The sequence below is a fragment of the Marinomonas maritima genome (assembly GCF_024435075.2).
GTDB lineage: Bacteria > Pseudomonadota > Gammaproteobacteria > Pseudomonadales > Marinomonadaceae > Marinomonas > Marinomonas maritima.
The window spans coordinates 1,263,368-1,283,646 of the sequence record NZ_JAMZEG020000002.1; the positions used below are offsets into that span (position 1 = coordinate 1,263,368).

Genomic DNA, 20,279 nt, shown 5'->3' on the forward strand with positions numbered 1-20,279 from the left:
CACTAAAACACTGAGTCTTCTTTCACATCACTCAAGACTTGATTAATTTCTTTCCAAGTCAGTCCACTGCTCTCTCTCTTATCCACTTTAAACTCTGCTTGTGTGAGCTGAATAATCTGAGCCGAGATTGATATAGCAATTTCAAACGGTTTTTTGCCTTCAATTTCTGGCAGTCCAACAGGACAATGAACCGATTCAATTTCCGTTGGACTAAACGAGGCACTGACAAGGCGTTTTCTAAAACGAAGCGCTTTGGTTTTCGAGCCGATTAAGCCGATGAATCGGCAATCTTTTCTATCCAATAGCGCTTCCACCAGTTGATAGTCCAACGCGTGGTCGTGCGTCATGACCAAGGTGATTTCGTTATGACTCATGTGGTCGATGTGATCCAACATAGACGCATAAAGAAATGGGGTAACGTTGCTTGGCAAGCCTTTAATCGTTTGGTCTTGAGCAAGATTCTCGCGACTATCGACCCATGAAATTTTCGCCTGCATGTTGCCCAATACATTGACTAAGGTTGTTGCCACGTGCCCCATACCAAAAATGGTGATTCTGGTGGCAGGTTCTGGAAAATATTCCAACAACACACTCACGGCGCCGCCGCAACATTGGTTGGTTTTCGCAGCAAGCGGAAAGTTTTCCAACACATGAGAAGCGCCAGTATGGTCACTATTCAACATGTCGCGGGCCTTTTGACAGACAGCGTATTCCAGTTGGCCGCCGCCGATCGTGTCAAAGCTGTGATCCGCGGTGATGATCATCTTGCTGGACGATTCACGCGGTGCGGAGCCTTGCGTTCCAATCACGGTCGCAATCACCCACGCTTGGCCCGTTTTTTCGACTTCGGCCAAGGCCTGTATCCAACTCATTGAAGACATCATAGGGTTTTTTCCTCGTTCTTCCCTTGCCCTTTTAAAGCGCTATTTTGCTTAAACGCTTCTGCGTCTTGCATACCGTAGAACACCGCCTCTGGGGTGGCTGGCACTGCCAAAGGGGGCGAAAACTGATAACCACACACAGACGCACACGCGTCTTTCAACGCACACCAAACAGAAATACCGAGCATCAATGGCGGTTCGCCAACGGCTTTAGAACGGTACACCGATTCTTCACTGTTAGCGCGGTCGAACAGTTTAATATTGAATTTTTCTGGTACATCTGCAGAGGTGGGAATTTTGTAGTTCGCAGGGCTGTTTGTTGTAATGCGGCCTTTTTCATCCCAGCTGAGTTCTTCCGTTGTCAGCCAACCCATGCCTTGTACAAACGCGCCTTCGATTTGACCAATGTCGATGTCGGCATTTATGGAATCACCTACGTCGTGCAAAATGTCGACTTGCGTCACCTTGTATTCGCCAGTGAAGGTATCAACAATCACTTCTGACACGGCCGCGCCATTGGAAAAATACAAGAAGGGTCGACCTTTCGCAGCTTTTCTGTCGTAACCAATTTTCGGTGTTTTGTAGAAGCCAGTCGACGACAAAGACACGCGATTCATGTACGCGAGTTTGATGAACTCAGGGAAACTCATTGTTTCAATTCCCAAAATCACTTGGTCATTAGCAATCGCAAAGTCATCGGCAGCGATACTAAAATGTTCCATGGCGAATTCTTGCAAGTGCCCTTTTATCGTCACCACCGCGTCCAATGCCGCCATACCGTTCAAGTCTGTGCCTGCGGATGCAGCGGTTGGCGACGCGTTCGGCACTTTGTCCGTTCGAGTCGAGCTGACATTGACACGTTGATAATCTATTCCAAAGGTCTTGGCGACAATTTGCGCGACTTTAGTGTACAAGCCTTGGCCCATTTCCGTTCCACCGTGACTAATGTGAACACTGCCATCGGTGTAAACATGAACCAACGCGCCACCTTGGTTTAGGTGTTTTGACGTGAACGAAATACCAAATTTAACCGGCGTCAGCGCCAAACCTTTTTTAAGAAAAGGGCTTTGCTTGTTAAATTCACGAATCGCTTCGCGGCGAGCTCGATAATCAGAACTTTCTTCCAACTCTTCGATCAAGGTCAATAACACATTTTCTTCAACGTTTTGTCCGTAAGGGGTTTTCGTTTTGCCTTCTTGATAACAATTCAGTTTACGAACATCGAGGGCGTCTTTACCGACCGTACAGGCAATTTCTTCGATGACGGCTTCGGCCAATAACACGCCTTTTGGTCCGCCAAAACCACGGAATGCCGTGTTCGATACCGTATGGGTTTTGCCTCGATAACCGCTGATGCGCGCGTTCGGTAAGAAGTAAGCATTATCGGCATGGAACATGGCCCTGTCGACCACGCCATCGGACAAATCGGCCGTACAACCGCACTTGCCTACCATGTCATATTCGGCGCTGATGATCTCGCCTTCTGCCGAGAAACCCACTTCGTAACGGTTCCAGAAATCGTGACGCTTACCGGTTTGCACCATGTCATCTTGGCGCGGCATGCGGTACTTAACGGGGCAACGGTTACGAATCGCTAACACCGCCGCCATGCAACCTAATACCGCCGCTTGAGATTCTTTACCGCCAAAGCCGCCGCCCATGCGTCGCACTTCAACCAGCACTTGAGCGACGGACACGCCGAGCACTTTCGCCACCAATTTTTGTACTTCGGCAGGATGCTGAGACGAGGCATAAACCAAAACGCCACCATCTTCGTGTGGCACCGCGACACTAATTTGGCCTTCTAAATAAAAGTGCTCTTGGCCTTTGATGTAAATATCCGATTTTATTTTATGAGCCGCCGTCGCCATTGCGGCTTTTGCGTCACCACATTGAATCGTGTGGGTTGGTAAAACGAACTCTTGGCGTTCGAGAGATTCCTTCGGATGCAGTGTGCTGATTCTTGGTTTATAGACGATTTCCGCCAGCTCAACCGCTTGTTTGGCGGCACGTAAACTGGTCGCCGCCACCGCAAAAATAGACTGACCGATGAAATGAACAAAGTTCCCAGCCAACAACAAATCGCCACTCAGTACCGGCGACACATCGACGTCACCAGGAATGTCAGACTGAACGATCACATCGACCACACCAGGATACGCGCGCACTTTGTCTAGATTAATGCTGACAATGTCCGCGTGCGCTTCGGTCGATTTACCTGTCGCAACGTGTAATTCATTTGGCCATTCAGGCATGTCATCAATGTAAATCGCTTGCCCTGTAACGTGTTTAACAGCGGACTCATGCATGGGTAGCTTGTCATTCTTAAAACTCGTTACTAAGTCATTCGGTAGTTTACGCATGCGTTGCTCCTTTGTGTCCTACGATCTCATGCCCCAAAGACAAAACGGATTCCGACAGTGCATGGCCCGAAAATGTCACAATCGCTTGGCCGTTTAGCTCCAACCATGCTTTTTTGATCAAATTACACGCCATATCGAGTCGATAACGGGAGCTGGCTCGCATGTCGCTTAATGGCGTCAATTCGCGTCTTAGATTCTCAATGGCTTGTGTTAACGCTTGTTCGTCGTTAATGCTTGTGCCAACCAAAGACTGTTCTGCTGTTATCGCGCGAATTGGCGTTGCTGCCATGCCGCCAAAAGCAAATCGAACGTCACTGATTTTGTCATCGCTCAATTCAAAACGTACGGCCAACATCACACTGGAAATATCGTCTTCCATACGTTTGGAGACTTTATAGAAACGATGGAAAGCATCGAGCTTGATCAAATCAATCGTGAAGGATTCGATCAGTTCGTCTTTTGCTAGCAGAGTCATTTTATAGCCTTGGTAGAAATCATTAATATTCACGACTCGTTTGTTACCGTCGGTTTTGACCAATTGTATGTCAGCATCAAACGCCAATAGCAGCGGTGGTAGATCGGCAATCGGCGAGGCATTGGCCACATTGCCGCCTATGGTGCCACGGTTACGAATTTGTCGAGAGGCAATGCGGCTTAACACGTTATAAATATGTGGATAACGTGTTTTACTAAAATACTCCAGTTCGCTGTATGTCACTGATGCGCCCAAGGTTAACGTGTTGCCATTATCTTGGATCTGTTTTAATTCAGCGACATGCGACACATCGATCAAAGTGCCAAAATCATGGAAACGCTGAGTATTTTCCAGCATCAAATCCGTGCCACCAGCAATCATCACCGCGTCTGCATGAGCGGTTTTTGCTTCAAGCAATTCCGCTAATGTAGTTGGCTGAAAATAAGAGACGTGACCCTGCGATTCAAAACCGCCCGTTTCTTTTAAAGCCGACAACTGAGACTTGATACTGTCGTTTTGACTCATCAGTTCGACAAACTGCGTGTCTTCCGCGGTTCTCACCATATCTAATCCCGCCTCGATAATCGGGCGATAACCAGTACAACGACACAAGTTTCCGGAAATAGCATCGCACACAGACTCGCGGTCTATGGCTTTATCAGAAGATTGGCTGTTTTCATAAAGACCCGCGAGGGATAACACAATGCCAGGTGTACAAAAACCACATTGAGAACCGTGATGCTCCACCATCGCCTGTTGAGCTGGATGCAGTTCACCGCTCGCCTCCCCCCCAAATTCAGATAAATACTCGACAGAAACAACGTGCTTACCAGCAAGAGATTGAACCGGCGTAATACAAGAGTTAAAAGTCGAATATTTAAGCTCGCCGCCATCTAATGCGCCAACTAGGAGCGTGCATGCACCACAATCACCAGACGCACAACCTTCTTTTGTCCCTGTTAATCCTCGTTTTTCTCGTAGATATCGTAATGCTGTAAAGTCGCTAGGGAGCGTGTTGTCGTCGATGAGCTTGTCATTCAAGAGGAATTTCAAAGCACTCTCCTTTATTAAATTTATGTCTAAAGTAATAGTTGAAACCCAAAAACCTGACCGATTGTACAATATTTTTAATTAGAGACTAAAAGCGCCTCACAAACAACCCAATCTGAAGGCACTCAGTCCATAATAACGCCTTCCCTTTACTTTAATGTAGAAGGCTAGGATACACTTAGCCACAACCTATCTTGAGTCGGTGGTTTAAGATGGCATTAGTAAAGAATGAGCTAGAAGTCATTACTGTAAGAGAAAATTTAAATACTGAGAGTCGTGAAGCATCTGATTTATAGGTAGGGTTTGGATGGCAGAATGTATCTTGCCAGCAAGTTTCGAAACCTCGAAAGGTTAGTTTGTTCAAAAGTTACTAAGCAAACCTAAAAGTTTACCTAGTAACTAAAAGAACAAGAAAACAATCCATTGTATTCACACCTTGAGCTGATAAGAGCATCTGCTCAACTTGGTCTCATTCCCCTGCACTTTAGACTTATATTCAGAGGTAATGGTTTATAGTTTTCCCAATTTCCATCTTTTAACTTTGTTACGTTGTGCAAGGAAGTGCGCATACAGACCACCGGAGATGGACAATTGATCATGTGACCCTTTTTCTTTTATACAACCACGCTCAAGAATGACAATTTGATCCGCCATTTCTATCGTCGATAACTGATGTGTAATAACAATTAACGTTCGTTTTCCACGCAATCGTGCAAATGTTTGAGTGATAACAGCCTGATTTTCAGTGTCTAACGCCGCGGTTGCCTCATCAATTAATAAAATAGGTGCATCTTTCATTAACGCTCGTGCAATGGATATACGTTGGCGTTCTCCGCCAGATAAACGTGCTCCGCCTTCTCCTACCAATGTATCCACCCCTTGCGGTAGACGCCCAATTATTTCTGTGACGCCAGAAAGTCGAGCGACTTCGCGTATTTCTGCATCGCTGGCGTCCGGCTTACCAATACGAATATTGTCGGCTATGCTGCTTTGGAAAAGATAAGGCGTTTGAAACACTTGGCTGATTTTTTCATTCAACTGCTCATGAGACATTTGCCGTAAATCCACACCACCCATCGTGATGCTTCCTTCGGTTACATCAGAAAACCGCGTAATCAATGACAATAAGGTGCTTTTTCCTGAGCCAGAACGACCAATCAGTGCCGTCATGCTGCCAGGTGTAATACTCAGGTTTACGTCACGAATAACATGACGCTTATTGTCTGGGTAAGCAAAACCAACGCCATTTAGTGACAAAGTATTATCTTGTGCAAACTTAGGGTTTTCAGGTTCAGGCAATGGCTCTATGTCAAAAATATCCTGCACTTCTTTTAGCTGATTACGAGCGCCTCGAATCGCTTCTGCATAACCGACTACATCCAATAATGGCTCAACAAACCGATTCACAAGCAATAAAGATATAATGATACTAATCAAGGTATCTGAGTTGTTTGTATCGGTCGGAATAACGCCTATAGAGTTATTCAGTGATAACAACGCCGTAATCATCAGAGTGGCGAAAATCGCCTGCACCATCCAAGCATTCAATATCACAGATATTACTGATAGTAAGATAAGCCGCTTGCTAGATTTTTTTTGCGAATCAAATGCTTGCTCCAGAAAATGCGTACTTTTTCCCTCACCATTAAATGCTCGTAATACAGATTGCGCCTGTGAAAATTCAATAATTCTCTGGCTCGTTTCAGCGGTATTACGATGAAACTCTTGATCTACGCGCTGGCCTAAACGTGCAGCTATGATAAAAACAGCCCCCATTAAAGGAATCGACAGTAAGGCAATCAACCCCATTTTCCAGTTAATCGTAAATAGACTTAACACAATAATTAAAGGCGTCATGGCACTACTAAACACAGGCGTGAAAACGTGTGCTGGAAGTTGTGCTATTGCCATCACCCCTTGAAAAATCACATGACTTAGTCGAGCAGTATTATTCGAATTAAACCAACCGACAGGTAATTGTGATATATGATTACCTAAACGATGACGACCGCCTTGCAAGATAGCGATACCGACTTCTATGCCTGCTTTTTCTACCCTTAACCGCAAGCGCCAGCACACTAAAACACCCGTTAACAAAACCACCAGCCAAATAACCGTATTGCTTATATCGCCAACCAACAAGTAACGAAGTAAAGGCACCAATGAGATGATGGTCAACCCGCTGAGTAACCCATAAATAACGGCCATAGAAACATAGCGACGAAATTTAGGCGCATCTTCACCTAGTAATTGGAGTAATGTTTTCAACATAATCAAAACGCCTCCAAAGGGTGTTCTTGATAATTTCCTAGCGTCCATAATTGTGCATAGCGCCCCTTCATTGCTAGTAGGCTTTCATGCTTTCCTTGCTCACTTATCTCGCCATTTTCGAGAACAATAATCTGATCTGCGGTCATAACGGTATCCAATTTATGAGCAATAATAAGAACAGTACGTCCTTGCGAAAATCTTAAAAGAGACTCTTGAATAACGACTTCGTTTTCTGAATCGGTCGATGCCGTGGCTTCATCAAGTACCAATATTGGAGGGTCTAATAAGATAGCGCGAGCAATACTGACGCGCTGCTGCTCTCCACCTGAAAGGCTTATGTCTTCGCCAATAATCGAGTCATAGCCTTTGGGTAAATCCATGATGCGCTGGTGAATATTCGCGGCGCGCGCCGCATCTTCAATCTCATGCCTAGTCGCTGACGGACGACCCAAAGCAATATTGTCATGCAGGCTGGCGTGAATAAGACGAACTTCTTGTAATACGAAACCAATACGTCGATACAGCTCAGTGGTTTCTATGTCTCTTAAATCAACACCACCAAGGGCAATAGAGCCCTCGGTCGGATCAAAAAAGCGTAATATTAATCGAGCCAAGGTGGATTTTCCCGAACCTGAAGCACCAACAATAGCGGTGACGGTATTTGGCGCGAGCGTCAAATTAATATTACTCAATACGGTATTTTGATCATCATAGGCATAACTAAGATTATTGATGCAAATACGATTATCAACAATGTGGCGACTTTTGCCTTCTGCTGGTTGTGTAAGGACGGGGCTGTCTAATAACGCCTGCAAACGATCCGCAGCTGCCGTAGCGTGAGTCAAACTATGAGTGCTAAAACTTAATAACATCAAGGGAGATGAAATACCCGGTGCCACAAGAATAAAAGGAAGCACATCGATTGGTACAATCCAATCTAAGCTCACAAATAGAGTGCCAAATATTAGTACCATACCCAAAACAGCTATTGGTGCGATAACTGCATTAGCATTGGCCAAAGGCGCCACCAAGGGGCGGGTAAAATTCAAGAAGCCTTGGAGAAAGCCATCTACCGCCTCATGATATCCCTTGTGGGCTTTACCACTCGCGGCGAAGGTTTTAACGACAGGAATCCCACTAATAAACTCGGCGATGGCGTTGTTTATCAACGCTTGCCCTGACATAAAGCCTTTCATTCGATCTTCACTAATGGCTTTTTTGGCAGCACCAAAAATCAAGTAAAAACAAGGAAATGGAATCAAAGAGACAATCGCCATACGCCAATCCATTACAAACAAATAAATGGCTGAGAGCGAAATCACGCCATAACAACGACCTCTAGTCGTATAGTAATGAGCCGTTAATTCATGCAATGAGCCAATGTCATCTTGCATCGCTTGTTTGACATCGCCTGACGCACGATTAGTAAACCACCCTAATGGTACTTTCGTAAGGCGCTGCATCACCGATAACCTCAAATCATGCGTAATTTGATTGTCCGCAAGGTGCGCAAGCAGCTCACTCATCGCAACCAAGAGAACACCAATAATAAGGCCGGCTAAACTGACTCCTGCAACCCACCAAATTTCTGTCTGTAAATCTGTCTGAGAAAAAATGGCCGTGGTGCCAATGCCACCCATTAAAAGCTTAGCTATATAAGCAATACCAGCCAATGGCACAATGGTCAGCATGGAACCGAGACAAGCCAAGATCATCACGAAAATTAGTTGCCCTTTTATAGGACATAATAACCGATCAACAGGGTTATTATTCGCCATTGCGATATCCCTTCAGCACATCGTCAATGATGATTTCGAGAGCACTCACACCAGCGCCAACGATGTACCATGCTTCAGAATCCACAAAGATCACTCGATTATTTTTCCAAGCATTGGTTTGGCGAAGCAAGGGGTTTTCCATGTTTTCTCTATTGAGTCCAGACTGCCGCTCCATTACCGCGGTTCGGTCCAAAACATAAATAATGTCAGGGTTATTTTCATAGATAAATTCACTGGAAATAGGCTGACCATGCAAGCCTGCTTCGATTGGGGAATGAATGGACTGGACACCTAATGCCTCGAAGACAAAACCATAGCGGGATTTTTCGCCTAAGAAACGATACGCGCCATTATTATGGATCACTATCATGGCTTTTTCTGGACGATTTTGAATAATAGTTTGGGCATTTGCCACTTTAGCGTCTAATTCAGCGGCTTTACTGTTAGCAAGTGTCTCTTTGCCAAAAATTGCACCCAGCGTCAATAAATGATCTCTTACGATATCAAAGTGATCACTGCCGCTATCTTTATAATTCACATCAAAATAGAGGGTTGGAGCTAATTCTGACAACTGTTCATAGTGACTAGCATGAAGCGGTGAAATCAACACAAGATCTGGTTTAAGAGAATAAACACGTTCCATATTAGGTTGTACTATCGCGCCAAGATCCATTATTTCTGGATCATTGGCGTACTCTGATAAGTATTCAGGAACAAAATCTTTAGGCATGCCCGCAATTGAGACGCCCAACACATCGAGTAAATCAACGTCATTCATACCAAGCGCAGCCACTCGTTGAGGACGATGCGCTATCACTGCTGAACCCAACCTATGTTCTATGGTAATTGGCTTGAAATCATCTTGAGATGACTGAGTGATACCCGTATCAGATGTTTCATTTTCTTGCTGATTACAACCGTATAACAATACCGTCGATATAAAGAAAAAGGCCATTGTTAAACCGTGTTTACTGATGCTTTTTTTAGAGATAAATCGATTTTTGGCGAAAATATTCATTAACACTCCTCCTGTGGATTAAAGTAATTGCATACGATTCCACGTTTACTTTGTAATATTTCAAACTCTATTTCATACAGTGCTTTTAAGCCTTCTTCTGTCACCATATCTTTTACAGGGCCTGAGTCATGGACAGCACCAGACTTCATAGCAACAATGTGATCGGAATAATTGGCGGCGAAATTGATATCGTGTATGACTAAAATAACCGTACGTTTTTTCTCATCACACAAACGACGAAGGGCGCGCATTATTTGAACCGCGTGCTTCATATCTAAATTATTTAACGGCTCATCAAGCAGTAAATACTCAGTTTGCTGAGCAATGGTCATTGCCAAAAAGGCCATCTGACGCTGCCCTCCGCTAAGTTCATCAATATAAGACTGCCGTAATGGTTCAAGTGACAGAAAAGCAAGCGCGTCATTAATAGCCTGATAATCTTCTTTAGTAAGTGAGCCTCGGCTATAAGGGAAACGCCCAAACGCCACTAGTTCTTCGACGGTTAAGCGCATCGTGAAATCTTGAGACTGACGCAATATCGCGACATTCTTAGCAAACACGCTGATAGGAATGTCCTTTATGTTTTGATCATCAAGAAATATCTCTCCAGAATCTGCTTTCAATAAACGACCCATCATCATTAATAGCGTTGTTTTTCCTGCGCCATTGGGGCCAATAAGCGACGTAAGCTGACCCTTAGGAAAACTTGTGCTCACATCATTTAGAACGGTCTTCTTTCCATAGGATTTATGAATATTATTAATGTGGATCACGAAGCCCTCCTTGGGCGTATAACCAACACAAGAAAGTAAATCCCGCACATCAAATTGACCAAAATACCCACCGTTGTTTTGTAATTAAATAGGTGCTCAACCATGATTTGAGCGAGAAGAAAAGCGGCAATAGCAATCGCGCAGCCAGTCGGTAGCGTCAGGCGATGTTTCGGTGAACGTGCGATCATATAGGCGGTATTGGCAACAAAAATCCCCATAAAAGCAGTTGGTCCAAGCAAGCTGGTAGATGTCGCTACTAATAAAGCGATCAAGGCAAAATGCCGTTTGATAAACACTTGATAATCGATACCAAGCGATGTTGCTTGATGTCGGCCCAATGACAACACATCAAAAGTTGGTAGTGCCTTCCATATTATGGTGCAGACAATTCCAACCAAAACCGCCGCAATCGCGAGCTGCTCTGGCCGTGCGCGATTAAAAGAGGCTTGGCTATAACCGAGTAAATGAGAGAACTCTCCAGGGCTGATGCTAAATTGAATAAACTGGGTAAAAGTACTAATCAAAAGCGTTAACACAAGACCGACAAGCAGTAGTAAATAGACATTGTTATTTTCACCACTCAGTAACCAACGATGAATCACCCATGAGTAAAGCAACATGATGCCAATCGATAGGAAAAAATTGCTGTTTTTATCAATCACAATTTGACTTTCTATTCCTATAAATAAAATTAACAGCGATTGAAATAAAAGATAGATAGCTTCATACCCCATAATCGCAGGGGTCAGTATTTTATTTTCCGTAATCGTTTGAAAAGTGATTGAAGAAAACGCGATGCAAACACCGCCAATGACTATGGCAACCAATCGAATGACTCGATTTGGAATAATGTAGTCAAAATCGAATCCGGCGCCCATAAAAACAAAAGCCACCGCCAATACGCATACCAGTACCCATAGACAATACCGTGCAAGATTTATCATTTTTTGGTTTTCCATATCACAACAAGAAACATAAATCCGCCAAGGCAACCGGCGGTTAAGCCAATGGGGATTTCAAAGGGATATAAGAAAAGGCGACCAAAAATGTCACAAATAAGTAATACGGATGCGCCACCTAAGGCAATAATAGGCAAAGTCCGCTTCAAATTATCGCCATAAAACATAGCGACTAAGTTAGGAACAATGAGGCCGACAAAAGGTATCGCTCCCACCGTAATGACCACCGCAGAAACCGTTATCGCGACCAAGATCAGACCTAAGGCAGTTAATCCTGTGTAGTTCAAACCAAGACTGGTTGCCACCGTCTCTCCCATACCAACAATGGTAAAACGATGGGCAAATAAATAAGTAAGTATCACGATGGGTAAAATCAAATAGATGATTTCATAATGCCCTTGAACGACTCTTGAAAAATCGCCCAACAACCAACCTTGCATACTTTGTAGCATATTATTTTGATAGGCATAAAATTCGGCAACGGCACTTAAAACCGCGCCATACATTAATCCAATAACAGGCACCAGCACGGCATTTTTAAATCGAACCAAACGAATAATGGTGATAAAAAATACACTAGAAATCAGACAAAAGACCAAGGCACCAATCATTTTCCCCGCTATTCCAAACGCGGGTAGATGAATCAGTGACATCAAAATACCAAGCTTAGCGGCATCTAACCCTCCTGATGTTGCAGGTTCAACAAATTTATTCCGAACAATTTGCTGAAGAATGACACCACAAACCGAAAGCCCAATACCCGCTAAAATAAGAGAAGCGAGCCTCGGAAAACGACTGGCCGTTAAGGTTAACCATGCCTCGCTGGAAGAAGACATAACGTCTGATAAATGAAGTTGCTTAGCACCAACTAAAAGAGAAATTACACACAAAATTAAAAAAACCATTCCTAAAAAAAAGATATTGATCGGCACATAGGCTTTTTCGTTTGTTGGATTTTTATGCATTATTGACTTTCTTTTAAAGAGACAGAATGTTGTTCACGCGTCATGGCGATACCATCCAAGGCAATATCTCGTTTACGTTCCCACCATGTTCTAGGACCCGCTTTCATGATATTCACCATTGCATTTATTTGCTCTGCTTGCTCGGGCGAGTTTTGCGCTTCGGTTTCCCAGATTTCGATCATACGATCCTTACGAAGACGCCCATCTTGTTCTGTTTTTACAATAGACCACCAGCCGATAAAACATTCTTTCACCATATCCACTAACATATCCACGGCCACAACGGCTTCATCCAGTGGAAAGCCTTTTTCTTGCAGCAATTTAACCGATTCGGCAAAAGACAATATCCCGTTTTTCGGTGCGATCTCAGCAAGATTCAACGCTTCTGCAAGTCCCGGGTGTTTATCATATAAAGCCCAAATAGAATCTGTTAAAACAATAAGCTCTTCTCGCCAGCTTACGGTTTTTGGCGCTCGCCACTCGAGCTCTTCTATGGCAATTTCAGCCGCCATAGCAATGATTTCATCACGGTTTTTTACATGGTGATAAAGCGAGGAATGGTCCACTCCAAGATGTACAGCAAGTGTCGGAATAGTGGCTTTGTTAACGCCAATGTCTAACGCGGCTCGAGCAATACTTTCACGAGTGATCTTGCTTGGACGTCCACGCTTACGTTTTACTGGGGTTGAAGATTCATTCATGAATTGTCCCTATGTTGATTAATAATAAAGCCGTGAAGTAAACGTATTAAAAGGGACAAGCGCAAGCCTGTCCTTTTTAATATTGTTTTCGACAATGCTTAAATCAAAAATCCATGCTTGCTGAAAGAGTTAATGTACGGCCTTCAACAAGACCTAGAGAGTTGTAACTTGCGGTTGTCCAAGCATTTTTGTCTGCGAGGTTATTGATATTGGCTCTAATAGTGAGAGGTTGTTGGTTTACCGAGGTCACATAGCGAGCCCCTAATCCATATATAGTGTAGCCTGGTATAGAGCGAGAGTTATCGTTCCCAAGGTACTGTTTAGAGACAGAATTAGCATTGGCGGTTAGGGTGAGGTTCTGTACATATGGTATGTCCCATTCGGTACCAAGTTTAGCGTGCCAATCAGGAACACCGGATGCTTGGTTGCCTACTTGAGTCTTATTGCTAGCAGACGTTATCTCTGCATCAATATGCGTTAGGCCACCCATTAGACGTATATTTTCAACAGGTGAGCCAAAGAAGCTCCACTCAACACCTCGATTACGCTGTTCACCATAATATCCAAATATATTCGTGTTACTGTCTGTGTAGCTGCTAGGTCGTTCAATTTCATAGACACTAACGGTATGGCTAAAGTCGCCCAGATCAAGCTTCACACCAATTTCTTTTTGCTTGGTTTTGTAAGGGGAAAATATTTCCCCTGAGTTATTGGCAGACGTTGGTGCTGTGGCACCTTTGCTTAACCCTTCAATATAGTTCGCATAAACAGAAACTTGATTGGTTAGTTTTATGACGATAGCTGCGGAGGGGCTAACCGCACTTTCATCATATTTTGCGCCTGTAGAGATCATTCCACCTGTTTCTTTTGTTTTCACTTGTTGGTAGCGGGCACCTAGAGTCAATTGATATTTGTCGTCAGCAAAGGATAAAGTATCCGCTAGCCCAAAGCTGGACAACGTTGTTTCCGTAGTCGTTAAAAGTGGGAAATTCAAGTCTAGGTCGGGTCTTGACCCCCATACTGGATTGTAAATATTAGAGTTAACTGTCACTCCACGGAATCTCGCAGCGTAAAGATTGTATTCTTCTTCATAACGAGTCATGTTTGTTGCTACTTGGTGGCCCACAACACCTGTTTGGAAATGACCATTTAAACCAATTTCTAGTGATGTTCTTTGATTGTCATCGCTAACACCGCCCAGTGTTGTCGTCATATCTCCAGCCGAATTATATACTTCCGCTCTGTCTGCACTAAGACCGAGGTAATTCCATTCGGTTATACCGACAGCGGCGTAAGCGGTCAGCTGGTCATTAATATCAAATTCGCCACGCGCCATGACTCCCTTGGTTTCGTTTTCATAAAAATTCCAGCTTGGGTTTAGTAAAGTGTCGTTAGAGGGTGGACGTGGAATGTCAAGGCCAGAGGCAATACTTATCCCTCTAGTTGGCGCATCAACATTCTCTTTGGTATGGTAAATATCAGCAGACAGTCGAACGCGTTCTCCTCGCCAGTCTAATGCAATGGCTCCTAACTGAGACTCATTTGCTTGGTGATCAATTGTCCCATCTCCAGATAGATAGGCGCCGTTCACTCGAATGCCAAATTGCTTGTCTTGACCAAAGCGGCGGCCTATATCGACACTGCCGCCTACTTGTGAATCAGATATATATTTGGTGGTTAATCGAGTTAGCGGTTCATCTCCTGCACGTTTGGTGACTAAATTTACGGACCCACCTATAGAACCGCCAGGAGTCATACCATTAAGCATTGCAGAAGGGCCTTTTTGCACATCAACGCTCTCATACATTTCAGTGACGCTGCGATAGTAAGGCGCCATGCCTACTAAACCGTTAACCGTTGCATCATTACTATTGAAACTGAAACCTCGGATAGAATAGCTTTCTCTACTCTCACCACTGGTGTTAGTACTATGAACGGAAGGGTCTGTCGCGCTGATGACATCAGAAATATCATTCGATTGTTGGTCTTGGATGTATTTGTCTGTATAGCTGATAGCGCTAAATGGATTATCTAAGGCGTCTTTACCCCCTAAAAATCCAGCGCGGTTTGTTTCTAGAATCTGCCCATCAGAACCGGAGTAAATTGGATTTCCTTCACGTTCACCCTCTACTGTCATAGTCGATAACGTCGTATTTTTAGTGTCTATATTGGCTTTTTCTTCCGCATAAACAAATGAGCTACATGTCAGCATGCTTCCTATCACTGCACTTAGCCAAACAGTATTTTTCTTTTCCATCAAAGTGTTTAGCACAAAACATGGTGCCTTCCACACTCTCATTTTTGTTACGTTATATTTATGATCTAACTGCTGAATATTGTACATCGTAGGTACCCTTTGCCTCTTGGTTACGCTCCATTTTTTATGTGAGCTAAAGATTTAAAGGAATAGTAATGCAAACCATTATCATTAACAAATGATTTATCAACATTTTGTTGATAAATCATTTTTTCAGGGTTTTAACCCCTATATTTTTATATCACCCCATTTCGCTTGCTAGATCTCAACAGCTCTACTAGACACCTTCTCGTTGAAACCCGAGCTTGATAAAAGTTGATGTTCAGCTTGATAACATACATTTAGAAAGCTTAGAAATTGACTTTGATACTTGCAACTTACCAGACAACAGGTTCATATTTGCAGACGAAGCGTGGAGCTCTCGCTTATTCTTTGATTCGGTTCGTTGAAGCATACGGTTTATGGAAAGGGTTTATTTGGACTGAATGGTTTGCACTGGTAACAGGGGCAATCTATTTACCATTTGAAGTGTATGAAATCGTGTTTCATACACATATTCTGAGCATCAGCGTATTTGTGTTAAATATTGCCGTGGTTTGGTATATGACCCACGTACTACGCAGTAAACGAAAAGGAAGAAGCACTGCGAATATTGGTACAAAATCCAACTAACGACTCAGCCAGCGATACATGCTTTCTAGTCCGTCGCTGTTTGGGGCTCTTAGAGATTACTAGGCTGAAACATTTCCAGCCACTCATGATAATGCAACGCGTAAGTAGCAACTAATTTCGTCATAATAACATTAGGTATACAGAATGGACTATTATCGTAGCGTTAGTGAATTTACTGATCCCGCTAATTACAGGGAACTTCTTCGAACCTGCCCTAATCAGATTGAAGAAATTTGCACCTTTACACAGAATTTTTTAATACATGCGTATTGGCTTAATAACTATCATTATTCTGTTTCTGATTCCGTGAAGCACCAAGAAATGCAATTGAGGTCAATATCAGCGATCCTTGATGCAGCCGCTTCAAAAAATAAAAACATCTTAGAACAATCACGCGCGCCATTTGAGAGAGTAATCAGTACCTGCCGAGACTTTTCATTGATGGTTTGTTCCATTCTCAGAGCAAAGGACATCCCAGCAAGACTCAGATGTGGGTTTGCTACCTATTTGTCCACTGATCATTTTGAAGATCACTGGGTTTGTGAATACTGGAATAAAGAAACATCAATGTGGATTAAAGTTGATGCTCAACTTGATAACATACATTTAGAAAACTTAGAAATTGATTTTGATACTTGCAACGTACCAGACAAAAAGTTCATATTTGCAGGCGAAGCATGGGAACTCTGTCGAAAAGGCAAAGAGAACCCGGCTTATTTTGGAATCCAAGGACTGACAGGCCTGTCTTTCATCAAAGCTAATATAGTTCGAGATCTATTCGCATTGAGAAAAATTGAAATGCTACCTTGGGATATGGGTTGGGGTATTCTCAATGGCCCATTAGTGCCGATAACAGACACTGCGGAAATGTCAATTCTGGATAATCTGGCGATAATTAGTAAAAAATCCAATGAAAACCAAGCAGTGGAAGCCCTAAAGACCAAACAACTAAAACTACCAAATGACTGGGATTGGTTTCAAAGTCCTACCATAGAACAACTAATGAATACTTAAAACGAATAACTAGTTAGTAGATGGCTAGTTAGGGAGTCCTCGATATTGAGGGCTTATTTTCTTAAGTTTTTATTAACCTATTAATTTTTAATAATAAATTCAAAATGTTAATATCACCTAGCTATGTAGTCATTCAACAAGACTTCTTTGCGGACATTACCAACCCATAAATACCAAAGCCTTTCGGGTGCAACGCATTCAAGCCTAATTCACTGATAAAGAAACCAATGCGCTTAACCTACCGAAGTTTTATCTTTTAACTGATACACAAAAGACCAAAAATGTACGTTCGATCTTTCTCTAAATAACCACCTCTTGCTGACGGTTAAATTCCAACAAAGCACTTTCAAACATCGCTAACCCTACATCAAAGTCTGCTCTTGTATTAAAACCACCTAAAGACACTCTTAAACCATTAGCGGGGGACAAAGTCGACATTGGATGACTGAATAAATCTGCTGTTCTCACTTTAATGCTTTTTGAGGCACAGAAACCGCTGAATTGGTTCATATTGAGGTTATTCGGTAAAGCCAACCAAACATTCAGCCCCCCTCCTTTGATAGATAGTCCATGTCTTTCAGCAAAGGCAAGAAAGGCACCTTGTCGGTAGCGCATCTCATTCGCTAACAAAAGTTGATTATGTTTGAACCCTTCATTGACAAGGAAACGTGCTGCCACTTCTATACTCAATGTCGATACCATCCAACATTGACTATGAAGGCTTAAATTAAAAGCGGCCTGCCACTGGGGTGGAACCAAGGCATAGGCTACTCTTAATCCACCGGCCACGTATTTAGACAAACTAGAAAGATAAAATACGCGATCTGGTGCTTGTTGTTGCAGCGGTACTCGCCAGTTTTCTGGCAGACAATAATTCACATCGTCTTCGATAATATAAAAATCGTATTGGCGACTTAACGATACAATCTCGGCCAACATTTCTGCAGAATATTGCACGTTGGTCGGATTTTGCATGTTGGGTGTGATGTACAGGGCTTTCGGTTTAAACTCCTGGCAGTAGCTTTCCATTACCTGTAAATCTAAGCCATGGGACGTCATTGGGATGGCAAGAGGAGTCACTCTGCTGGCGTCTATCGCTCGGAAAAATCCAGGATACGCCAAGGCTTCATGCATCAAATAATTTTTTTCTCTAGTGAGCACTTGCAAGCAGGTATAAATACCCTGCTGAGCACCTTGCGTAAATACAATGTCGTTGGTATCGATTTTAATGTGTTTGGACGCTAACCAAGTCGCAAACACTTGTTTGTGTTTCTGCACGCCTTGAGGCGCGTACGTCATGACTTCTTCAACGGCGTTAAGGTCTAAAGCAAGCTCGTTTAATGCATTCTTTACTAGCGTCTGCTGACCAAATATTGGCTGCATACTGGACGCAAAATCGTATTCTGTTAAGAAAGCCCCTTTTTTCTGTGATCTTGGTAAATTCACATAGGTTCCAGCACCCAACTTCGCGGTGACAAGACCTTTTTTTTCTAAGAGATCATAGGCTCTCGTTACCGTGCCATGCGTAATCATCAATGCGTCTGCAAGCAGCCGTTGCGCGGGTAATTTATGCTGGTCTGGTAACTCTCCCACTAACATAGCTTGCTCAATCAACATTGCCAGTGCTTTATATTTTGGCTGAGCCAAACTGGCCAGATCGAATGTTTCTTTACTGACTTTCCAAATTGTATTCATAACAATAAATAAATTGCCCATAATTGTATTGTGTGAGAATCTCTAAAAGTACAATACAGAACAAATTGTATTGATACAATGACTAATTGTATATTTACTTTTTTGGGAATTAACTATGTATACCGCTTTACTAGAACTTGCTCCCGCTCTTATGCTTTTTTGCTTAATAAGTACGTTAACACCTGGGCCAAATAATATTTTATTAACGCATTCAGCCGCCAACTTTGGCATTAGAAAAACCCTGCCGCATGTATTGGGTATTCGCATTGGCATGACCTTATTGCATATCACCATTTTATTAGGTTTAGGCGAATTATTTAAGCATTGGCCTTACCTACATCAGGTATTTACCTTTATTGCTGCAGGTTACATCGTCTATATGTCAGTAAAAATCATCTTCGCAAAAGTACGAAATATGAACAGTAAGCTGCAGCCTATGGGGGTATTCCAAGCGGCGTCTTTTCAGGTGATCAACCCTAAATCTTGGGCCAGCTTGATTACTGTCAGCTCTGCGTTTACGTTAGCAAACGATCTATTTTGGCCCTCAGCATTGTTCGGTATTCTGATGCTTAATCTCGCTACGTTACCCGGTACCTTTATGTGGATGACCATTGGCAAGTTAATCTCAGCGAAACTTCAAGATCCTAAGTTTAACCAGATGTTTAACGCCATCATGGGAATACTGTTACTCACTACACTGCCGATGATTTTGATTTAGTAATAAGCGGTTTCATAGCAAAAAATACGTCACGCTAAGCGTTTTAACAAACCAAGCGTGGCCTCTATGAAACCCTGTTTTCAAAATTAGCCTACTTACTCAAAAATAGCGCTACCTGTATACGAGTCTATTTCCTTACAAATATAATTATCGACGACATCGTTAAAACAACGCAAAATCATATCTATCAATTTATGGTAAAAGAACATTTTATTTTGGGTGCAGCATTTGCTTTCGCCTCTTTTGAAAAGGATATTTTCGTGAACCTAGCCCCAGACTTAAACCAACTTCAGCGCATCACGCTTAATAGCTCACAACTTAAGGTGAATATTTTGACCTTGGGCGCCAGTATTCAATCTGTCTACCTTAACGGCTACGAGCACTCTCTAGTGCTAGGGTCATCTAAATTGAATGATTACCTTCACGCTGCAAAATATTTCGGCGCGGTCGTTGGAAGAGTCGCAAATAGAATTAAAAACGGTCACGCTGTGATCGATGGAAAAACCTATCAGTTACCGCCAACCTTGCCAGAAACACACCATTTGCACGGAGGCCCAGCTGGATCCGGCAGTAAAAACTGGTCCATTATTGAACAAGCAGACGACATGGTACAACTGCAAACGAAGCTTGCTGATGGTGAAATGGGGTATCCGGGCAACATGGTCGTCGATGTGTTTTATCGGTTGCTG

The 20,279-nt window shown here is 43.1% G+C and carries 16 protein-coding genes; 4 read left to right on the forward strand and 12 right to left on the reverse strand.

Features of this window, described 5'->3' with window-relative positions:
- Nucleotides 1-2 precede the first annotated feature (2 nt).
- The 11 genes from xdhC to M3I01_RS12040 all read right to left on the reverse strand — a co-directional run bounded on the left by xdhC (nucleotide 3) and on the right by M3I01_RS12040 (nucleotide 15,506).
- On the reverse strand, nucleotides 3-884 hold the full coding sequence (gene xdhC / locus M3I01_RS11990; protein ID WP_255896087.1) for a xanthine dehydrogenase accessory protein XdhC: 882 nt from the start codon (nucleotides 882-884) through the stop codon (nucleotides 3-5).
- Entirely contained in the window at nucleotides 881-3,244 is a 2,364-nt protein-coding gene (xdhB, locus tag M3I01_RS11995) for a xanthine dehydrogenase molybdopterin binding subunit (protein ID WP_255896088.1), read from the reverse strand. The genes xdhC and xdhB overlap by 4 nt, the downstream gene beginning before the upstream one ends.
- Nucleotides 3,237-4,772, reverse strand: a complete 1,536-nt coding sequence (gene xdhA, locus M3I01_RS12000) for a xanthine dehydrogenase small subunit (RefSeq protein WP_275565089.1) — start codon at nucleotides 4,770-4,772, stop codon at nucleotides 3,237-3,239. Before xdhA ends, xdhB begins: the two co-directional genes overlap by 8 nt.
- Nucleotides 4,773-5,279: 507 nt before the next feature.
- On the reverse strand, nucleotides 5,280-7,040 hold the full coding sequence (locus M3I01_RS12005) for an ABC transporter ATP-binding protein (RefSeq protein WP_275565090.1): 1,761 nt from the start codon (nucleotides 7,038-7,040) through the stop codon (nucleotides 5,280-5,282).
- Nucleotides 7,041-7,042: 2 nt separating this feature from the next.
- Nucleotides 7,043-8,818, reverse strand: coding sequence for an ABC transporter ATP-binding protein (locus M3I01_RS12010; RefSeq protein ID WP_255896093.1), 1,776 nt, complete (start codon nucleotides 8,816-8,818; stop codon nucleotides 7,043-7,045).
- On the reverse strand, nucleotides 8,808-9,836 hold the full coding sequence (locus M3I01_RS12015; RefSeq protein ID WP_255896094.1) for a siderophore ABC transporter substrate-binding protein: 1,029 nt from the start codon (nucleotides 9,834-9,836) through the stop codon (nucleotides 8,808-8,810). The genes M3I01_RS12010 and M3I01_RS12015 overlap by 11 nt, the downstream gene beginning before the upstream one ends.
- A complete protein-coding gene (locus M3I01_RS12020; protein WP_255896095.1) occupies nucleotides 9,836-10,609 on the reverse strand; it encodes an iron ABC transporter ATP-binding protein in 774 nt (257 codons plus the stop codon). The genes M3I01_RS12015 and M3I01_RS12020 overlap by 1 nt, the downstream gene beginning before the upstream one ends.
- Nucleotides 10,606-11,553, reverse strand: coding sequence for an iron chelate uptake ABC transporter family permease subunit (locus tag M3I01_RS12025; protein WP_255896096.1), 948 nt, complete (start codon nucleotides 11,551-11,553; stop codon nucleotides 10,606-10,608). Before M3I01_RS12025 ends, M3I01_RS12020 begins: the two co-directional genes overlap by 4 nt.
- Nucleotides 11,550-12,533 (reverse strand): ABC transporter permease, encoded by a 984-nt coding sequence (locus M3I01_RS12030; protein WP_275565091.1) that lies wholly within the window; start codon nucleotides 12,531-12,533, stop codon nucleotides 11,550-11,552. The genes M3I01_RS12025 and M3I01_RS12030 overlap by 4 nt, the downstream gene beginning before the upstream one ends.
- A complete protein-coding gene (locus M3I01_RS12035) occupies nucleotides 12,533-13,234 on the reverse strand; it encodes a TetR/AcrR family transcriptional regulator (protein WP_275565092.1) in 702 nt (233 codons plus the stop codon). The genes M3I01_RS12030 and M3I01_RS12035 overlap by 1 nt, the downstream gene beginning before the upstream one ends.
- A 103-nt stretch (nucleotides 13,235-13,337) precedes the next feature.
- Nucleotides 13,338-15,506 carry a TonB-dependent receptor gene (locus M3I01_RS12040; RefSeq protein WP_255896099.1) on the reverse strand — a complete coding sequence of 723 codons (2,169 nt, stop codon included), beginning with the start codon at nucleotides 15,504-15,506 and terminating at the stop codon, nucleotides 13,338-13,340.
- Nucleotides 15,507-15,890: 384 nt separating this feature from the next.
- Between M3I01_RS12040 and M3I01_RS12045 the strand changes: the two genes are divergently transcribed.
- A complete protein-coding gene (locus M3I01_RS12045) occupies nucleotides 15,891-16,163 on the forward strand; it encodes a DUF2127 domain-containing protein (RefSeq protein ID WP_255896100.1) in 273 nt (90 codons plus the stop codon).
- 144 nt (nucleotides 16,164-16,307) lie between these two features.
- Nucleotides 16,308-17,177: a transglutaminase domain-containing protein gene (locus M3I01_RS12050; protein WP_275565093.1), complete on the forward strand. Its 870-nt coding sequence runs from the start codon at nucleotides 16,308-16,310 to the stop codon at nucleotides 17,175-17,177.
- A 300-nt stretch (nucleotides 17,178-17,477) separates the two neighbouring features.
- Here the strand turns inward: M3I01_RS12050 and M3I01_RS12055 are convergent, their stop codons facing one another.
- Nucleotides 17,478-18,872 carry an aminotransferase-like domain-containing protein gene (locus M3I01_RS12055; RefSeq protein ID WP_255896103.1) on the reverse strand — a complete coding sequence of 465 codons (1,395 nt, stop codon included), beginning with the start codon at nucleotides 18,870-18,872 and terminating at the stop codon, nucleotides 17,478-17,480.
- A gap of 115 nt (nucleotides 18,873-18,987) precedes the next feature.
- Between M3I01_RS12055 and M3I01_RS12060 the strand changes: the two genes are divergently transcribed.
- On the forward strand, nucleotides 18,988-19,590 hold the full coding sequence (locus M3I01_RS12060; protein WP_255894765.1) for a LysE family translocator: 603 nt from the start codon (nucleotides 18,988-18,990) through the stop codon (nucleotides 19,588-19,590).
- A 260-nt stretch (nucleotides 19,591-19,850) separates the two neighbouring features.
- The coding region (locus M3I01_RS12065; protein WP_449405571.1) for an aldose epimerase family protein at nucleotides 19,851-20,279 on the forward strand (429 nt) is incomplete at its 3' end.

Bases quoted from the DNA above. Each gene is read 5' to 3' on its own strand.
- xdhC (WP_255896087.1), bottom strand. From the start codon at position 884: ATGATGTCTTCAATGAGTTGGATACAGGCCTTGGCCGAAGTCGAAAAA.
- xdhB (WP_255896088.1), bottom strand. From the start codon at position 3,244: ATGCGTAAACTACCGAATGACTTAGTAACGAGTTTTAAGAATGACAAG.
- M3I01_RS12005 (WP_275565090.1), bottom strand. From the start codon at position 7,040: ATGTTGAAAACATTACTCCAATTACTAGGTGAAGATGCGCCTAAATTT.
- M3I01_RS12010 (WP_255896093.1), bottom strand. From the start codon at position 8,818: ATGGCGAATAATAACCCTGTTGATCGGTTATTATGTCCTATAAAAGGG.
- M3I01_RS12015 (WP_255896094.1), bottom strand. From the start codon at position 9,836: ATGAATATTTTCGCCAAAAATCGATTTATCTCTAAAAAAAGCATCAGT.
- M3I01_RS12025 (WP_255896096.1), bottom strand. From the start codon at position 11,553: ATGATAAATCTTGCACGGTATTGTCTATGGGTACTGGTATGCGTATTG.
- M3I01_RS12030 (WP_275565091.1), bottom strand. From the start codon at position 12,533: ATGCATAAAAATCCAACAAACGAAAAAGCCTATGTGCCGATCAATATC.
- M3I01_RS12035 (WP_275565092.1), bottom strand. From the start codon at position 13,234: ATGAATGAATCTTCAACCCCAGTAAAACGTAAGCGTGGACGTCCAAGC.
- M3I01_RS12050 (WP_275565093.1), top strand. From the start codon at position 16,308: ATGGACTATTATCGTAGCGTTAGTGAATTTACTGATCCCGCTAATTAC.
- M3I01_RS12055 (WP_255896103.1), bottom strand. From the start codon at position 18,872: ATGAATACAATTTGGAAAGTCAGTAAAGAAACATTCGATCTGGCCAGT.
- M3I01_RS12060 (WP_255894765.1), top strand. From the start codon at position 18,988: ATGTATACCGCTTTACTAGAACTTGCTCCCGCTCTTATGCTTTTTTGC.